The 15,802-nt window shown below is 55.4% G+C and carries 18 protein-coding genes; 1 reads left to right on the forward strand and 17 read right to left on the reverse strand.

Annotated features, from left to right (window positions below; all coding sequences use genetic code 11):
* Positions 1–5: 5 nt before the first annotated feature.
* Positions 6–671 (reverse strand): ribosome maturation factor RimP, encoded by a 666-nt coding sequence (gene rimP / locus FHW17_RS00740; protein WP_182509007.1) that lies wholly within the window; start codon positions 669–671, stop codon positions 6–8.
* A gap of 402 nt (positions 672–1,073) precedes the next feature.
* Here rimP and FHW17_RS00745 point away from each other — a divergent pair, with 402 nt between their 5' ends.
* Positions 1,074–1,238, forward strand: a complete 165-nt coding sequence (locus FHW17_RS00745; RefSeq protein ID WP_175540538.1) for a hypothetical protein — start codon at positions 1,074–1,076, stop codon at positions 1,236–1,238.
* A 60-nt stretch (positions 1,239–1,298) separates the two neighbouring features.
* Here the strand turns inward: FHW17_RS00745 and FHW17_RS00750 are convergent, their stop codons facing one another.
* The 16 genes from FHW17_RS00750 to FHW17_RS00825 all read right to left on the reverse strand — a co-directional run bounded on the left by FHW17_RS00750 (position 1,299) and on the right by FHW17_RS00825 (position 15,794).
* Positions 1,299–2,816, reverse strand: a complete 1,518-nt coding sequence (locus FHW17_RS00750) for a tripartite tricarboxylate transporter permease (protein ID WP_182509008.1) — start codon at positions 2,814–2,816, stop codon at positions 1,299–1,301.
* 14 nt (positions 2,817–2,830) lie between these two features.
* Positions 2,831–3,313 (reverse strand): tripartite tricarboxylate transporter TctB family protein, encoded by a 483-nt coding sequence (locus FHW17_RS00755; protein WP_112523477.1) that lies wholly within the window; start codon positions 3,311–3,313, stop codon positions 2,831–2,833.
* Positions 3,310–4,260 carry a tripartite tricarboxylate transporter substrate binding protein gene (locus tag FHW17_RS00760; protein WP_112523480.1) on the reverse strand — a complete coding sequence of 317 codons (951 nt, stop codon included), beginning with the start codon at positions 4,258–4,260 and terminating at the stop codon, positions 3,310–3,312. The genes FHW17_RS00755 and FHW17_RS00760 overlap by 4 nt, the downstream gene beginning before the upstream one ends.
* Positions 4,261–4,495: 235 nt before the next feature.
* On the reverse strand, positions 4,496–5,203 hold the full coding sequence (locus FHW17_RS00765; protein WP_112524012.1) for a tRNA (guanine(46)-N(7))-methyltransferase TrmB: 708 nt from the start codon (positions 5,201–5,203) through the stop codon (positions 4,496–4,498).
* A gap of 25 nt (positions 5,204–5,228) precedes the next feature.
* Positions 5,229–6,494 carry a methionine adenosyltransferase gene (metK, locus tag FHW17_RS00770; RefSeq protein ID WP_112523483.1) on the reverse strand — a complete coding sequence of 422 codons (1,266 nt, stop codon included), beginning with the start codon at positions 6,492–6,494 and terminating at the stop codon, positions 5,229–5,231.
* Positions 6,495–6,663: 169 nt separating this feature from the next.
* Positions 6,664–7,080, reverse strand: coding sequence for a helix-turn-helix domain-containing protein (locus FHW17_RS00775; RefSeq protein ID WP_112523486.1), 417 nt, complete (start codon positions 7,078–7,080; stop codon positions 6,664–6,666).
* Between the two features lie 100 nt (positions 7,081–7,180).
* Entirely contained in the window at positions 7,181–8,770 is a 1,590-nt protein-coding gene (gene lnt, locus FHW17_RS00780; protein WP_182509009.1) for an apolipoprotein N-acyltransferase, read from the reverse strand.
* A gap of 57 nt (positions 8,771–8,827) precedes the next feature.
* Positions 8,828–9,916: a hemolysin family protein gene (locus FHW17_RS00785; protein WP_112523492.1), complete on the reverse strand. Its 1,089-nt coding sequence runs from the start codon at positions 9,914–9,916 to the stop codon at positions 8,828–8,830.
* Positions 9,917–9,921: 5 nt separating this feature from the next.
* On the reverse strand, positions 9,922–10,419 hold the full coding sequence (ybeY, locus tag FHW17_RS00790) for an rRNA maturation RNase YbeY (protein ID WP_182509010.1): 498 nt from the start codon (positions 10,417–10,419) through the stop codon (positions 9,922–9,924).
* 161 nt (positions 10,420–10,580) lie between these two features.
* A complete protein-coding gene (locus tag FHW17_RS00795) occupies positions 10,581–11,600 on the reverse strand; it encodes a PhoH family protein (RefSeq protein WP_227987319.1) in 1,020 nt (339 codons plus the stop codon).
* Positions 11,601–11,631: 31 nt separating this feature from the next.
* The gene (gene miaB / locus FHW17_RS00800; protein ID WP_112523499.1) at positions 11,632–13,071 is read right to left on the reverse strand and encodes a tRNA (N6-isopentenyl adenosine(37)-C2)-methylthiotransferase MiaB; all 1,440 of its coding nucleotides are present in this window, start codon (positions 13,069–13,071) and stop codon (positions 11,632–11,634) included.
* 9 nt (positions 13,072–13,080) lie between these two features.
* Positions 13,081–13,947, reverse strand: a complete 867-nt coding sequence (locus tag FHW17_RS00805) for a lysophospholipid acyltransferase family protein (protein ID WP_246706732.1) — start codon at positions 13,945–13,947, stop codon at positions 13,081–13,083.
* A 4-nt stretch (positions 13,948–13,951) separates the two neighbouring features.
* The gene (gene rimI, locus FHW17_RS00810; RefSeq protein ID WP_182509012.1) at positions 13,952–14,455 is read right to left on the reverse strand and encodes a ribosomal protein S18-alanine N-acetyltransferase; all 504 of its coding nucleotides are present in this window, start codon (positions 14,453–14,455) and stop codon (positions 13,952–13,954) included.
* Positions 14,452–15,141, reverse strand: coding sequence for a tRNA (adenosine(37)-N6)-threonylcarbamoyltransferase complex dimerization subunit type 1 TsaB (gene tsaB / locus FHW17_RS00815; RefSeq protein WP_182509013.1), 690 nt, complete (start codon positions 15,139–15,141; stop codon positions 14,452–14,454). The genes rimI and tsaB overlap by 4 nt, the downstream gene beginning before the upstream one ends.
* Before the next feature lie 81 nt (positions 15,142–15,222).
* Positions 15,223–15,591 (reverse strand): type II toxin-antitoxin system VapC family toxin, encoded by a 369-nt coding sequence (locus FHW17_RS00820; protein WP_182509014.1) that lies wholly within the window; start codon positions 15,589–15,591, stop codon positions 15,223–15,225.
* A complete protein-coding gene (locus FHW17_RS00825) occupies positions 15,588–15,794 on the reverse strand; it encodes a type II toxin-antitoxin system VapB family antitoxin (protein ID WP_112523516.1) in 207 nt (68 codons plus the stop codon). The genes FHW17_RS00820 and FHW17_RS00825 overlap by 4 nt, the downstream gene beginning before the upstream one ends.
* Positions 15,795–15,802: the final 8 nt, after the last annotated feature.

The raw sequence follows: 15,802 nt of genomic DNA on the forward strand, positions 1-15,802 counted from the left end.
GAAGATCAATCCTGTTTAGTCTGTTCCTGCTCAGCAGAATCCGCTGACCCTGCTTCGTCGGCAGCGCCCTCCTCCGGAATCCTGCCTTCGCGCAAATCCTTGTCGCGGCGCAAAGCATCGCGAATGAGATCATCTGTCAAAATGAGCCGCGCATCCGAGATCAACTCGAAAGGCACTTCGATTACCGGCTCATCACCATAACTCGCCTGATCGCTCTCTATCGTGACAGCATCATCGGTTACGGCAGCAATGCGACCACGGAATTTCTTCCGGCCGCTCAAAACAGCCGATGTGTCGACCTTGACGATATGACCGGACCAGGTGTTGAAATCCGATTTGCGCACCAATGGGCGATCAATACCGGGTGACGACACTTCCAGATGATAATGGCGGTCGATGGGGTCTTCCACATCAAGCACCGGCGACATGGTGCGGCTGACCAGTTCGCAATCTTCAACGGTCATCGTGCCATCGAAGCGCTCGGCCATGATTTGCAAAGTCAGGCCGTTCAGACCTGAGAGACGAACACGCACGAGGCGAAAACCGATGGATTCGAGAACCGGTTCAATAATTCCGGCAACACGGGCATCAATGCCCGTCTCGGTTATAATACGCGCTTCATGTGCAGTTGTATCAACCGCTTCGTGTTCTGTTTTGGTGCCGTCTGTCACGCAGAATTTTCCCTGTTTCGGCCCCAAGAAACAAAAAAGAGCGGGACCTGTGTGGACCCACCCCTGTTCTATCGACCAAGAATATGAGTTCTATATATCGAAATGACGGGGTAGTTTCAAGCTCCGTGTCGAATTTCTACACATCAGCTACAGTTCGACGATTTTCAAACCGGAAGACTACCAATCCGTCTTACGTGTTGCGCTGAGAAACGCCGCAGAGGCCCAAGGCAGTCAGAAACGGTCCGGACAGGCGGATTGAGGCTTTTATAAGGGGCCAAAACGCCCGATTCTGGCCATCGCAATGCATTTTCGCATGGCTGCCCTGCGCCGAAGGGCCTAACCATTTGAGGTCAACTCACCTATTTATGCTGCATCGCAATATAACTGCGAAAGGAATGAGCCATGACCACGAGACATATGCCTAACAAGATCAGCCGCTTTCTCAATGTATTCGGCAGTGCCGTCGCTGTTGCTTCTGCAACACGTATCGGTCATCAGCCGGTTGCATCGGATCTGCGCAATCTTGGCATTGACCCTGTTCAGTTCAGCGCTATCCACCGGAACTAGAGCATCGCGCCTTCAATAAGGCGCAAGCTCTCTATCCGGTGGACTGAAACTGATCGCTGATCAGTCTTCGTTTGCGGCAAGCTGCGACAGTACCTTGCCTTTGCCCCGTGCCCGCAGAATAAGCGGCACAACCACAGCACAGACAGCCAGAACAAGCAGAATGATCGCGATGGGCGAACCCACCAGAACGGTGACGTCGCCCTGACTGATCGCCAGCGCGCGGCGCAATTGCTGCTCGGCCATGGGCCCAAGGATCAAACCGACAACCACCGGTGCGATCGGATAACCGAAGCGCCGCAGGATATATCCCAGAATACCGAACACCAGCAGCATACCAAGCTCGAATGTCGAGGGATTGGCGCCAATAGTGCCAAGCGTTGCAAACACCAGAATGCCCGCATAGAGCCAGTGCCGTGGGATCGACAGCAAGCGGACCCAAAGGCCGATCAATGGCAGGTTCAGCACCAGCAGCATGAAATTGGCCACCAGCAAACTGGCAATCAGGCCCCAGACGATTTGCGGATTTGTCGCGAACAATAGTGGTCCGGGCTGCAAACCGAATTGCTGGAACCCTGCCAGCATGATGGCCGCAGTCGCTGTCGTGGGCAGGCCTAGTGTCAGAAGAGGGACCAGCGTTCCGGCTGCCGACGCGTTGTTGGCAGCTTCTGGACCAGCCACACCTTCAATGGCGCCGTGACCGAACTCCTCCGGCTTTTTCGCCAGCTGTTTTTCCACCGAGTAAGACAGGAACGTGCCAATCTCGGCACCGCCAGCGGGCATGGCACCAATCGGGAAGCCGATAATTGTGCCGCGCAACCATGGTTTCCATGAGCGCGACCAGTCGTCCCTGTTCATCCAGACAGAACCCTTGACCGGCTCGATCTTTTCATCGCCGCCCCCACGCGCAGCCGCCACACTCAGCGTTTCGCCGATAGCAAAGAGCGCAACGGCAAGCGTCGTCACTTCCACCCCGTCAAGCAAATCCGGAATGCCGAATGCCAATCGTGCCTGACCTGTCTGAAGGTCGATGCCGATGAGGCCGAGGGCAAGTCCGAGAAAGAGTGCTGTCAGGCCGCGAAGCGTCGAATCGCCGAAGGCAGCCGATACGGTCATGAAGGCAAGAATCATCAAGGCGAAATATTCGGCTGGCCCAAAGGACAGGGCAAATTTGACGATAGTCGGCGCGATCAACGCAAGGCCCAGCGTTGCAATCAGACCAGCAACGAAGGAGCCAATGGCAGCCGTTGCCAGAGCAGGTCCCCCGCGCCCGGCGCGCGCCATTTTATTGCCTTCGAGCGCGGTGACAATGGATGCGCTTTCCCCCGGCGTATTCAGAAGAATGGATGTGGTCGAACCGCCATACATGCCACCGTAATAAATACCGGCAAACATGATGAGCGAACCCGCTGGATCAAGTTTGTAGGTTACGGGCAAAAGCAGCGCGACAGTCAGCGCAGGTCCGATGCCGGGCAGGACGCCAACGGCAGTGCCCAGCGTGACGCCGACCAACGCATAAAACAGGTTCATCGGCTCCAGTGCGACGAGAAAGCCGTGGGCCAAGAGTGTGAATGTATCCATGGCTATGATGCCCTTTAAATGAGGTGCTCAAGTGGCCCGGCCGGAAGCGACAATTGCAGCCCCTTGGCAAAAATCACCCATACGACAAAGGAAAGGACGATGCCGATTGGAACTGTCATCCAGAGCGGCCCCTTACCGAACCCGCGCGCGGTCGCTGCAAACAGCAGGCCCGTTGCAATGGAAAAGCCGACGGTGTTCAGAAGCAGCATCTGGGCGGCGAGTCCGCCAACAATCCAGAAAACCGGCCCGAATTCCTGTTCTTCGCGCGCGGGAAAATCTCCACGACGGGCTTCAAAACCGGTCCATATGGCCAATACAAACAAGCAGGCGGCGATGGCATAAGGGAAAGCGCCGGGGCCAATGCGGGTCGAGCTTCCGCCATGGGCGGTCGCAGTGCTGTAAACAATCACAGCCGCGATGATGGCCAGAACGGCTGCAATGACCAGCGCCGCCCGATCAGGGCGGCGCGCTTCGGAAGTGGTTGGCTTGTCTGTCATTTTACAAGGCCGATATCTTTCAGGATCGCCGACGTGGCTTCCGTGTCCTTGGCCAACTGCGCCTTGAACGCATCACCGGCAAGATATGTATTGGCCCAGCCCTTGGCAGCAAGCTGATCCTGCCATGTCTTCGACTTCACCATCTTTTCAACATCCGCGCCGATAGCAGCTTCCTGTTCCTTGGATATGCCGGGAGCAGCAGCAACCATGCGCCAGTTCTGAATGGCGACATCAACGCCGCCTTCCTTGAAGGTTGGCGCATCAACACCTGCAACCTTGGCATCACTGGAAATGCCGATAATGCGCAATGTGCCGGCCTTGATCTGCGATTCAAACTCGCCGTAACCGGAAATACCGACTGTCACCTGATTGCCGAGAATAGCAGCAAGTGCTTCACCGCCACCGGAGAAGGCGATGTAATTGACCTTGGTCGGATCAACACCTGCGGCCTTGGCAATAAGGCCAGCCGTAATGTGATCCGTACCACCAGCGGAGCCACCACCCCAGGAAACGGAACCCGGATCAGACTTCAGCTTCTCAACAAGATCAGCAATGTTTTTGATCGGGGATGCCGCCGGCACAACCAGCGCTTCAAATTCGCCCGTGAGGCGGGCAATCGGTGTGACCTGTGTCAGATTAACAGGTGAGTCATTGGTGAGGATAGCGCCGACCATCACATAACCGCCGACAATCAGCTGCGCCGGATCGCCCTTTGCCGAATTGGCAAACTGGGCAAGACCGATGGTGCCGCCAGCACCTGGAACATTGACGACCTGAACGTTTCCGGAAATCTTCTCATCCTGCAAGACGGTCTGGATCGTACGCGCCGTCTGATCCCAGCCACCGCCAGGGGCTGCAGGCGCCATGATCTTATAGTCTGCAGCGAAAGCCGCACCTGACACAATCAGTGCGCCGGTCGCGACGAAAGCAAGCAACATTTTACGCATTGTAGAAATCCTCCCGTGACAGCATTCCGCCGTCTGTTTTTGCTGGTCCTTTGAAGAAGCCGGGAGTTGGCAACAGTCAAAGTCATGAATTGACGGCGAGCGTCGAACTCAAGCACAACAATATAACTACGGACAGCCTCCCAGCGGTCTCCTCATCTTCAGATTGATATGAGAAAACTGTCTTGAAGCTGTCACAGGCAATAAAGAGCAGGCAAATATTGCCTGAACACCGAAGTCAGCGGCGCAAAAAGGTCAGATAAGCACCAATGCGGCCTTCGCGATGCGCCTTCTGTTCATAGCGCGTGCCGGGCCAGGCTTCGTAAGGCGTATGCCAATCAGCAGAGGTTTCGGCCTGCCAGTCAAATTCGCTATGAATGCGGCAATGCTGCAGTGTCCAGTTCACATAGGTGTCGATATCGGACGCAAAGCGGAATGGACTACCCGGCTTCAAAACGCGGGCAAAACGATCGAGATTTTTCTGGCTGACGAAACGCCGCTTCCAGTGCTTCTTTTTCGGCCAGGGATCTGGATAGAAGAGATCAATGCCATCAAGCGATGCTTCCGGCAACCAGTCCAAAACCTGTGTCGCATCGTCATCGTAAAGACGGATGTTCTGCAACGGCTTCTCGTGCAGATCGACGACAAGCTTCGCCATGCTGTTGACGAAAGGCTCGACGCCTATGAAACCGGCTTTGGGAAAGCGTGCGGCCTCATGCAGCAAATGCTCACCGCCACCAAAGCCAATTTCCAGCCTGACCTTGTCGACCTCCGCAGTAAACAAACTGCGAAGGTCGTTTGGTGCAGATTCCGACAGATCCAGCTTGAGCAACGGTAGCAATTCATCGCGAATGGACCGCTGCAAGGGCCGTAGCGTCTTGCCATTGCGTCTGCCAAAAAAGGCTTCCGTCGAACGCTCGCGTCTGGGCTCTTCTGTCTCTGTCATCATTACAATCAATCGTAGTGGCGGCTTACGCTGCCAGTACAGTCTTCAGTTGCTTGGCCAGATCGGTCTTCTCCCAGGAGAAGGAACCATCGCGGCCAGGCTTGCGGCCGAAATGACCATAGGCTGAGGTCTTGGCATAGATCGGCTTGTTCAGATCAAGATGCTTGCGAATGCCTGTCGGCGAAAGGTCCATGACCTTGCGCAAAGCACCTTCGATTGCATCTTCACTGACCTTGCCGGTGCCATGCAGATCCACATAAACAGAAAGCGGCTGCGCAACGCCGATGGCGTAGGACAGCTGGATCGTGCAGCGATCAGCAAAACCTGCCGCAACAACATTCTTGGCAAGATAGCGCGCTGCATAGGCAGCTGACCGGTCAACCTTCGTTGTGTCCTTGCCGGAGAAAGCGCCACCACCATGGGGAGCCGCACCGCCGTAAGTGTCAACAATGATCTTGCGGCCCGTCAGACCCGCATCGCCATCGGGTCCGCCGATGACAAACTTGCCGGTTGGGTTGATGTACCAGACGCAATTATCCGCAATCTTGAGATCACCCAGCGCTTCGCGAATATGGGGTTCGACGACCTGACGTACCTTCTTGGAATCCCAGCTTGCATCAAGATGCTGAGTCGAAAGGACAATCTGAGTGGCTTCTGCGGCAACACCGTCCACATAACGAACGGTGACCTGGCTCTTGGCATCAGGGCCAAGCCGTCCAGCATCCCCTTCGCCCTTGTGACGAGCAGCGGCGAGGAGTTCGAGAATCTTGTGGGAGTAATAGATCGGCGCTGGCATCAAGTCAGGTGTTTCGCGGCAGGCGTAACCAAACATAATGCCCTGATCGCCGGCACCTTCTTCGCCCTGCCGGTCGGCGGCGTTGTCGACACCCTGTGCAATATCGGCTGATTGAGGATGCAAAAGCACGTCAATCTTGGCGGTTTTCCAGCTGAAACCTTCCTGCTCATAACCGATATCACGGATCGCACGGCGCGCCGCCGCACGGAAACGGGATGGATTGATGACCGGATGACCCTTGGCGTCATGGACAACCGCGCCGCTCTTGTCCTTCTTGAGAAGCGTATCGGGAACACGCACCTCACCGGCGATAACGACTCGGTTGGTCGTCGCCAAGGTTTCGCAAGCGATGCGTACAGTCCATGGATCAACGCCCGTCTTCTTCGCTTCCTTGTAGATCATATCGACGATTTCATCGGAAATCCGGTCACAGACCTTATCTGGATGACCTTCCGATACGGACTCACTGGTAAAAAGGTAGGAACTGCGTGTCACGGGGAACCCCTCTTGAAACAAATATGCGCTCTATCCGCAGGGAACGAGCATGCGTAGTGTTTGCCAAGCTCGAAGGATTCAGTCAATTGCTTTCGTTTTCAAACAAACAGCATTGGAAGATTTTTTTACTACAATCCGGAAAGAAAGCTCAGTTTGCACAGAATCTTTGTTATTCCGAATCTTCCTCGTGGCTCAAAGTCCGGACGAGGTCGAGGATTTTGCGTCTTATCTTGGGATCACCAATCTTTGCAAAGGCACGCGCAAGCTGGATACCCTCCGAGCTGTTGAGGAAACCAACCACATAGGTGTTGTCACTCTCCTCTTCGAAACCCTGCGGTTTGTCCGGCTGCTCGGGCATATCGTCAAAGAAGAATGTGACCGGCACATTGAGAACGTTACCGATCGCTTGCAGACGACTGGCGCCGACACGGTTGACACCCTTCTCGTATTTCTGAATTTGCTGAAAAGTAATTCCCAGACTGTCGCCAAGTTTTTCCTGGCTTAGACCAACCATGTTGCGGCGCAAACGGATGCGCGCGCCCACATGGACGTCAACTGGGTTCGGTCGCTTTTTATTATCGGGCATGAAAATCTCATTCGTATGAAATGGGGCTGAAAACTAATTTTATCATCAATGTATCAACAGACCAAATATACAGGTATTCGACAGGGCAACGACATAAAAGTCAACCAAGACGCCTTCTGTCACGGTAAAAATACGCCAGTACCGCAGCAAAAAACACGCTGAGTACAATCAGAAATTGAAACCTGCGTAAGGCTTCACTTAATGGTAGCTGAACCTTACCCGGTAGCGCCGCGTCAATAACGCCAATGGCATCCAGTGCCAAAGCGTCAATGATTCGACCATATGGATCGACAACAGCCGACAACCCATTGTTGGCTGCGCGAACGAGTGGCAGGCCCTGCTCGACAGCACGCAACTGCGCCTGACGAAAATGCTGGTATGGCCCCGGCGTATCACCGTACCATGCATCATTGGTCACATTGATGATCGCATCTGCGGGGGCTCCCTGATAACCGAGTTCGGCGGGGAAAATCGCCTCGTAACAGATCAATGGCAGGGCAACGAAACGATCATTCACCTTCAGCGATTGCCGGGACGCTCCTGATGTAAAGCCACCGGGCATTTCCACAACCTCGCTGACGCCCAGACTGCGCAGAATACCTTCAAGCGGCAGATATTCGCCAAAAGGAACAAGGTGTACCTTGTCCGCTGCGCCGACAATCTCGCCCGCGCCGTTGATGGAATATATCGTATTATAATAAAGCGGCTGTTGATTACCGCCCGGCTCTTCCATGCGAATGGCGCCTGCGAGCAGCATCTGTCCATCGTCAAGCGTGTCGGCTATGGCCTGCAGAGCATCCGGCGTCTTGGTCAAAATATAGGGTACAGCAGTCTCCGGCCAGACGATCACATCCGGTTTGGCGACCCCGGCTTTTGGCGGCTGAGCGCTCATACCAAGATATTTGTCAAAAATATCGCGGCGAGCACCTGCATCGAATTTGAGGTTCTGCGCGATTGATGGTTGGACAATACGCACGTTCGGCCCCTTGGCCACAAGGCTTGCCGTCTGCAGCCTGTAGAATCCATAACCGGCATGGGCACAGACCAGAACCATCGCCAGAATCACGCCCGTCCTGATATCCCGGCGACCCGCCAATAGAGCGGGCATGGAGAATACCAGCACAGCCAGCGCATTCATTGCCAGTAGCCCGACAATGACCGACGACTGCATGAGCACGGGAACCGGCATTGCTGCATAGCCAATGGCATTCCACGGAAAGCCGGTCAGAACAAAGGAACGTAGCCATTCTGCAACGCCAAAAGCGAATGCCAGCGACAGGATACGCCCAAGCCCTTCACTCCAGAACAACCGGGCCAATGCTGCCGCAAAAGCGTAGAAAATGGCGAGAACTGCAGGTAGTCCAAGGATCGCCAATGGAATGGCCCAGGCGAAATTGGCAGCATCTACGAGCAAGGCATTGCCGATCCACCAGAGCCCAAAAACAAAATAACCGAAGCCGAACCACCAGCCGATCATGGCCGCTGGCAACAGCCTGCGAATGGGACCTGCCCCCGCATTATCAACGGCACCATCGATCAGCCAGACAAGAACGGGAAAAGAAACGAAGCAAACGGCAAAAAAATCATAGGGTGGCAGTGCGAAACTCGCCAGAGCGCCCATGAGAAAGGCCAGCGCAATACGCTTCCATCCCCATAGAAGGATGATCTTACCGGCCAGACGCTGGATCATACCAAGCCCCACCCCTTCTGATTTTTCTTCAGTCTTAGTCGGTGAGACTTGCGCCAATCATTCGTCCATTTCGGCAGGTTCATCCGCCGCGCCTTGCCGCGGGGTGCGCGGACGGCGCTCGGCATGGCGCAAGGGTACGATGCGTACCTTGCGGATACGGCGTGGATCGGCCTCCAATACGTGGAATTCATAGCCGGGAACCGCCTGCACCATTTCGCCGCGCACGGGAATACGTCCAAGGATAGAGAAGATCAGACCGCCGACCGTGTCCACATCCTCGCCATGTTCGCCAACGACGAAGCCCGGGCCGATCTTTGCGGCAATCTCTTCAAGATCAGCACGCGCATCGGCAATGAAGATACCTTCCGGCTCTTCCATGATCATCACTTCATCGTCGTCATGCTCGTCTTCAATGTTGCCGACGACCATTTCCACAATATCTTCCAGTGATACCAAACCATCGGTACCGCCATATTCATCGATGACCAGTGCAATCTGGATGCGCTGCGCCTGCATGCGCCCCATCAGATCATTGGCCAGCATCGAAGGCGGCACAAACAGAATCGGGCGCATAAGGCTGAGTTCCGCAATCGTCTTGGTGAGTTCGACATTGCCCAGATCAAACTTGGCAGCAGCGGGCGCTTTCGGTGTCTTGGCCGAAGTCCGCCGCTGGGTCTTCACCCGCGAAATCTTGGTGATGTGATTGACCACATCCCGGATGTGAACCATGCCGCGCGGATCATCCAGAGTTTCAGCAAAGACAGGCATACGCGAGTGGCCGGACTTTTCGAAAACCTCAAGCAGATCGCCAAGGGTCGTGGTGATATCAACCGCTTCAATATCGGCACGCGGAATCATCACATCCTCCACGCGCAACTCGCGCAGGCGCAGGATGTTGTGCAGCATGGCGCGTTCTTCCGGCGAGAATGCCGTATCGCCATGATCGGTGCCAGCCAGCGCCGCATCGATATCCTCTCGCAAGGATGTACCCGGGCGAGCGCGCAGGAATGGAAAAATTGCGGTGAGAAGCGAGCGCTTTTCAGTGGCGGGCGCTCTGGTGCTACTTTGCCCCTCGGCGTCACTCTCCTGCCCGGTTATGCCCTTTGCGGGTGCGGCAGGATCGTTCTGGTGCGACGTGTCAGACATGGTCCTCAATCGGATTGATCGTCAGAGACCGATAGCGCATATGGGTCGGGAATGGCAAGATGCGCAAGAATTTTACGCTCCAGTCCCTCCATCTCTTCCGCTTCGCTCTCAACAATATGATCATAACCGAGCAGGTGCAGAAACCCATGCACGATCAGGTGGGTCAGATGGTGGTCAAACGGCTTCTGCTCGTCAATAGCTTCGCGCTCGACCGTTTCCCGCGCAATAACGATATCACCGAGCATCGGCCCCGGCTTCTGGCGCGGCTTGATGGGGAAGGCCGGAAATGACAGGACATTGGTCGGCTTGTCCTTGTCGCGCCAGTCATTGTTAAGCTCGCGGATTGCCGCATCATCGGTGAATACGAGACTGAGTTCACTTTCAGGCTGCGAGCCCCCGTCGAGAATCTGCCATGCAGCCGCAATGGCCCGTTCTGCAAGCGTGCGCAGTTCCGACTCATCGGCCCAGCCGTCTGTTTCAACCAGAATATCAATATCGATCAAAATCGTACCACCAGTGCGAGGATATCTTTCGAGATTCAACCCGATAAGTCAGCTGTTGTGGTTTTCGAGAACCGGAGCGCAGTGGACATTTCAGTCCATGAGCCCCGGAAGCGCAGAAAATCGCATCAGATGACCATCGGGGTGAAGTGATCGAAGCTATCTCAGGGCTTGGCGCCTTCCTTGTCATAGGCCCGGACGATTGCGGCTACGAGCGGATGACGGACAACGTCCACGTCTGAGAACCGAACGGTGACAATGCCGCTGACGCCTTCGAGAATTCTCAGCGCCTCGACAAGACCGGATTTCTGGCCGGGCGGCAGATCGACCTGGCTCGGATCGCCTGTGATGATCATGCGGCCGTTTTCACCCAAACGGGTCAGGAACATTTTCATCTGCATCGCTGTCGTGTTCTGCGCTTCATCGAGGATGATTGCAGAATGTGCCAGTGTACGTCCGCGCATGAAGGCAAGCGGTGCAATTTCGATCACACCGGCAGCAATTGCCCGTTCCACCTTGTCGGCAGGCATCATGTCATAGAGCGCATCATAGAGCGGGCGCAGATAGGGATCGACCTTTTCCTTCATATCGCCGGGCAGGAAGCCCAGACGCTCGCCAGCTTCGACAGCCGGACGGGAAAGAATGATCCGATCGACAAGACCGCGTTCCAGAAGCATGGCGGCATGGGCAACGGCCAGATAGGTCTTGCCGGTACCGGCAGGTCCAACACCGAACACCATTTCGGAGCGGTCGAGCGCCCGCATATAGGCATCCTGCGTCGGCGTGCGGGCAAAAATGGTTTTCTTGCGGGTCGATATCTGGGCAGCAGCCATCTTGCTCTTGTTTTCCATGGTGGGAAGCGTCAACTGGTCGTCAGCGGCAATAGCCATGCGCAAGGCACCATCCACATCGGAAGCGGAGATGTCATGGCCTTTCTGCAGCTGTTCATAGAGCTGGTCGAGAGTCCTGCGGGCCTGTTCCGTCGCACCGGGTTCGCCGCGAATGGCAAGCTGGTTACCCTTGGATCGGACATCCACACCCAGTTTCTGTTCGATGCGGGCAAGGTTCTCGTCGAACTGACCGAACAGGGCACTTGCCAGCCGGTTATTATCAAATGTCAGTACGATATGCGCCAGATCCGAGGCTCCTGATGGAGCGGGTTTCAGCTTTTCGGTGGCGGTCAATCGGCTCTCCTTACCAAAAGGTGTTCAGTCCTTATATAGTCCCATCGCCCGTAGTTTCCATCTCACGAACCCCAACCAGACTGTTGGTTCCTGTGCTGATGATTCGTACCCTGATTATGTCGCCGATTTCGCCGCCATGTACATCGATAATTACAGGTTGTAACCAAGGAGATCGTCCAACCATCTGTCCCGGCTCCCGCCCGGCCTTTTCAATCAGCACATCCATGGTCTTGCCGACGAGACTGCGCTGGAAGGCATATTGCTGTTCGGACAGCAATGCCTGCAGGCGCTGCAGTCTTTCATCCTTCACTGCTTCAGGAACGTGATCGTCCATATCGGCGCCCGGCGTGCCGGGACGCGGCGAATATTTGAAGGAATAGGCGGCGGCATAGGTGACATCGCGCACGATCTGAAGCGTTGCCTCAAAATCCTCTTCCGTTTCACCGGGGAAGCCGACAATGAAATCACCTGACAGGGCAATATCAGAACGCGCGCCGCGAATCCGATCAATAAGCCTGACATAATCCGCAGCTGTATGTTTGCGGTTCATGGCCTTGAGGATACGATCTGAGCCTGATTGCACCGGCAGATGCAGATAGGGCATCAGCATCGGCAAGTCGCGATGGGCATGGATCAGCGTATCGTCCATATCGCGCGGGTGGCTGGTCACGTAGCGCAGGCGCGCAATGCCGGGGATTTCTGCGAGCCGGTAAAGCAGTTCGCCCAAACCCCATTCGCGTCCATCGGGACCCTCGCCATGCCATGCATTGACGTTCTGGCCGAGCAGGGTCAGTTCACGCACACCGGCATCGGCAAGCTTTTCGGCTTCCTTGAGTATCTGCGCGACAGGCCGTGAAACCTCAGAACCACGGGTATAGGGCACCACGCAGAAGGTGCAGAACTTGTCACAACCTTCCTGAACGGTGAGGAAAGCGGTCACACCACGGCTTCTTGTCTGCTCCTTGCGCGGGGCAGGCAGATGTTCGAACTTGTCTTCAATGGCATATTCGGTTTCGACAACCCGTTCGCCCTGACGCACGCGGGCAAGCGCCTGCGGCAGCCGATGATAGGTTTGCGGTCCAACCACTAGATCAACCACCGGCGCCCGGCGCGTGATCTCGTCACCTTCAGCCTGCGCCACGCAGCCCGCCACGCCGACAGTCAGCTCGCGGCCTTCTTTGGCGCGGGCGTCCTTCATCTTGCGCAGACGGCCCAGCGCGGAATAAAGCTTTTCGGAAGCCTTTTCGCGGATATGGCAGGTGTTGATCAGCACCAGATCGGCATCATCAGCCGTATCAGTTGGTGTATAGCCCTCGGCGGCCAGACTGTCAGTCATACGCTGGCTGTCATAGACATTCATCTGGCAGCCATAGGTCTTCACATAGACCTTGCGTGTATTGGCAAGCGCCGGTGAAATTGCTGCGGGGCCGGATGTCTCGTCCGGTTTATGAGAGATGCTGATATCGTCCATGCGAGGCTTCTAAAGCTTTTTATCGTCTTTGAGAATAGCAGAGTCAGGGAGAATGGCCGTCTCGGGGTTTTCCACGCGAGGCGTAACCAGGTCGCGTCCGAGCAGTGAGGACAACATCATCGCCCTCACCCGCTCCTCCATCAATCGTGCCAGGGTCTTGCGATTTGTCTTGGCATCGATGGTCATCGGTTCGCCAAACCAGACATCAACGTCAATCGCACCGTCCTTCAAAAGCCCGATCAGGCTTGGTCCCAAAGGCACATCGCCGGGCCACGAAATCAACGGGCGATGGAACCGCCCCATGGGCACACCATGCACCCGCGTATAGGCAATGGCCACGGGTTGCACGGTGACTGTTTCAACGCTCGTTTCGCGGATAGCAACCTGTGCAGCGCCAAAGAGCGAGGTCTTGAAAGGCAGTACGCGATTGCCATCAGACGTTGTACCCTCGGCGAACAGCACCATGACATCACCGGCAGCAAGGCGCGTGGCAATCTCGCTCGCCTGATCATGGGTCTTGCCGCGTTTTTCACGCTCAACGAAGACCGAGCGTTGCAGCTTGGAAAGCATTCCGAACAATGGCCAGCTTGCAACTTCAATCTTGGCAATAAAAGACAATTCCTTGAGCGAACCCAGAATCACAATATCGGACCATGAGGCGTGATTGGCCGCCAGCAGCAATGGTCGCTCCGTTGCCATGTCACCATGCATGTGAATACGGAAGCCAAGCAATCTGGAGACAATACGATGGTAGAAAATGGGAAAGCTTTTACGCAAACCCAAACCGGCCTTCAGGAAAATATACTGCAAGGGTATCGAGATCGCAGTGATCAGGACAAACGCTGTTGCCGTTACGATGAAACGGGCCCATGCCATCATATCAGCGGACCTGCTTCAGATCGCGGCGCATTGTCAGGGCGGCAGAGCGCCCATCAGCGGTCTCATAATAGCCCGGACGCTTGCCGACCTGTTTAAAGCCAAGGCGGCGATAAAGCGCCAGCGCCGGAACGTTCGTCTCATCGACCTCGAGAAACAACATGTCTGCGCGGGCATTGTGCAAATGGCGCAAGGTCGCATCCATCAAAGCGTGTCCAAGGCCGCGGCGTTGTGATGATGGTGCGACGGCAATAGTCAGTATTTCGGCCTCATCAATCACAAGCCGAGCCAGCACAAAACCGCCGGGTGGTGCCAAGCGGTTGCCCTCTTCCCGCGCAATGAATCCGAAGATATTTTCCTGCACGATCAGCGAATGGAATTCTTCCTCGCTCCATGGTTTGCTGAAGGTCAGCATGTGCAGCTTTGCCAAATGGGTCGCATCGGCGCTCATCAATCGCTCGATGACAAAAGGACGGTTTCGCAGATTGCCCAGGGGAAAGCCCATCATTCCGCGACCTTCCTTTTCAACACGAAGCCCTGTTGCGGCTTAACATCAAGCCCACGCAGATAAAGCGGTTTGGGTGCTTCACCGTTGATCTCGCGCAGCGCGCCAAGGCGGGCAAAGGCTCCAATCGTTCCTGTTGATGTTGTCACAGCCACATCCAGCTTCTGCTCAAGACCGGCGTTGACAAGCGCCGCACCCGAACCGGATAGTACCACATCATTCTGGCGTTCGGACAATGCGGTAAAAACCTCTGGCAGCGTGGTCACACCGGGCACCGAGCCAACCGAACCATCTGACGCAAAGAATTGTGCATAAATCTCTTCCCGCCGCGCATCAATGATGGACAGCACAGGGCGTCCGGCAAATGTCTGCCGGGCATCATAAGCCAGCGCTTCAAGTGTGCTGATACCCACCACCGGACATTTCAGCGCCAGGCCAAACCCGCGTGCCGTCGATACCCCGACACGCACACCTGTGAACGAGCCCGGACCAACGCTTACGGCAATCTTGCCGATACCGCCGATTGATATGGCGGCTTCATTCAATGCCTGTTCGATAAATGCCATTAAGCGTTCGGCATGCCCCTTGCCAATATCCTCACTGATTGCGGCGAGCATAGTCCCGGTTTCAACATCGAGAACAGCGACGGAGCAAAGAGTCGAAGCAGTATCAAGGGCAAGCAGTTTCATGACCAATCGCGTAAACAAGAATCAGCCAGCAAACAAGGTGTGTTCGCTTGACGATGCAGATTCTGGTGCATGGTCTCGCGATTAGTGAAAATCCGCTTGGAGCCGTAGACGAGTTGCGGCCGCGGCCAATCTTTTGTCTCTTGTCCATAACCGCGTGCCGGGCGTCAGCCGTGTTGCAGCCAGCAAGTGCGCATCGATATAGCCGATACCAAGACCAAAGATTGTTTCAGCGTCAATGAAATATAAGATCTCTTTGTCATCGGCCACCTGCACTTTCGGCAAATCCTGAAGGCTGTTCAAAATGAGTTCACGCTGCCGCAAACTCCCCAGAGCCAGTTCCCCCACGATAAACGGATGGATTAATATTTGCGCAGCATCGAGATGTCGTACTAGCTCCGCATCGCCATAGCGCAGATGATCTATCCATACTGAAGTGTCGGCGAGGATCATTCTTGGACGTCCGGCGTAATCTGACGCCGGGGTATAGTGTTCAAATCAGGTTCACTCCCACCCAGAAGTGCCAATCTACGGGCGCTCTCAATGTTGATCAACGCCTTGAGGGCCGCACGCATAAGCGCGGATTTCTCCCGCAAGCCCGTATATTCCTGCGCTTTGGCAACCAAATCATCATCGAGAGCAAGTGTGGTACGCATCTTCATAT

Origin of the sequence: Phyllobacterium sp. P30BS-XVII, from assembly GCF_014138335.1 — a bacterium.
GTDB classification, from domain to species: Bacteria; Pseudomonadota; Alphaproteobacteria; order Rhizobiales; family Rhizobiaceae; genus Phyllobacterium; species Phyllobacterium meliloti.

Excerpts from the sequence above, each read along its gene's own strand:
- lnt (WP_182509009.1), bottom strand. The coding sequence starts at position 8,770 with ATGATCCAGCGTCTGGCCGGTAAGATCATCCTTCTATGGGGATGGAAG.
- FHW17_RS00785 (WP_112523492.1), bottom strand. The coding sequence starts at position 9,916 with ATGTCTGACACGTCGCACCAGAACGATCCTGCCGCACCCGCAAAGGGC.
- FHW17_RS00755 (WP_112523477.1), bottom strand. The coding sequence starts at position 3,313 with ATGACAGACAAGCCAACCACTTCCGAAGCGCGCCGCCCTGATCGGGCG.
- FHW17_RS00775 (WP_112523486.1), bottom strand. The coding sequence starts at position 7,080 with ATGCCCGATAATAAAAAGCGACCGAACCCAGTTGACGTCCATGTGGGC.
- miaB (WP_112523499.1), bottom strand. The coding sequence starts at position 13,071 with ATGGACGATATCAGCATCTCTCATAAACCGGACGAGACATCCGGCCCC.
- FHW17_RS00825 (WP_112523516.1), bottom strand. The coding sequence starts at position 15,794 with ATGCGTACCACACTTGCTCTCGATGATGATTTGGTTGCCAAAGCGCAG.
- FHW17_RS00750 (WP_182509008.1), bottom strand. The coding sequence starts at position 2,816 with ATGGATACATTCACACTCTTGGCCCACGGCTTTCTCGTCGCACTGGAG.
- FHW17_RS00805 (WP_246706732.1), bottom strand. The coding sequence starts at position 13,947 with ATGGCATGGGCCCGTTTCATCGTAACGGCAACAGCGTTTGTCCTGATC.
- FHW17_RS00760 (WP_112523480.1), bottom strand. The coding sequence starts at position 4,260 with ATGCGTAAAATGTTGCTTGCTTTCGTCGCGACCGGCGCACTGATTGTG.
- tsaB (WP_182509013.1), bottom strand. The coding sequence starts at position 15,141 with ATGAAACTGCTTGCCCTTGATACTGCTTCGACTCTTTGCTCCGTCGCT.
- FHW17_RS00745 (WP_175540538.1), top strand. The coding sequence starts at position 1,074 with ATGACCACGAGACATATGCCTAACAAGATCAGCCGCTTTCTCAATGTA.
- FHW17_RS00765 (WP_112524012.1), bottom strand. The coding sequence starts at position 5,203 with ATGACAGAGACAGAAGAGCCCAGACGCGAGCGTTCGACGGAAGCCTTT.
- FHW17_RS00820 (WP_182509014.1), bottom strand. The coding sequence starts at position 15,591 with ATGATCCTCGCCGACACTTCAGTATGGATAGATCATCTGCGCTATGGC.
- rimI (WP_182509012.1), bottom strand. The coding sequence starts at position 14,455 with ATGATGGGCTTTCCCCTGGGCAATCTGCGAAACCGTCCTTTTGTCATC.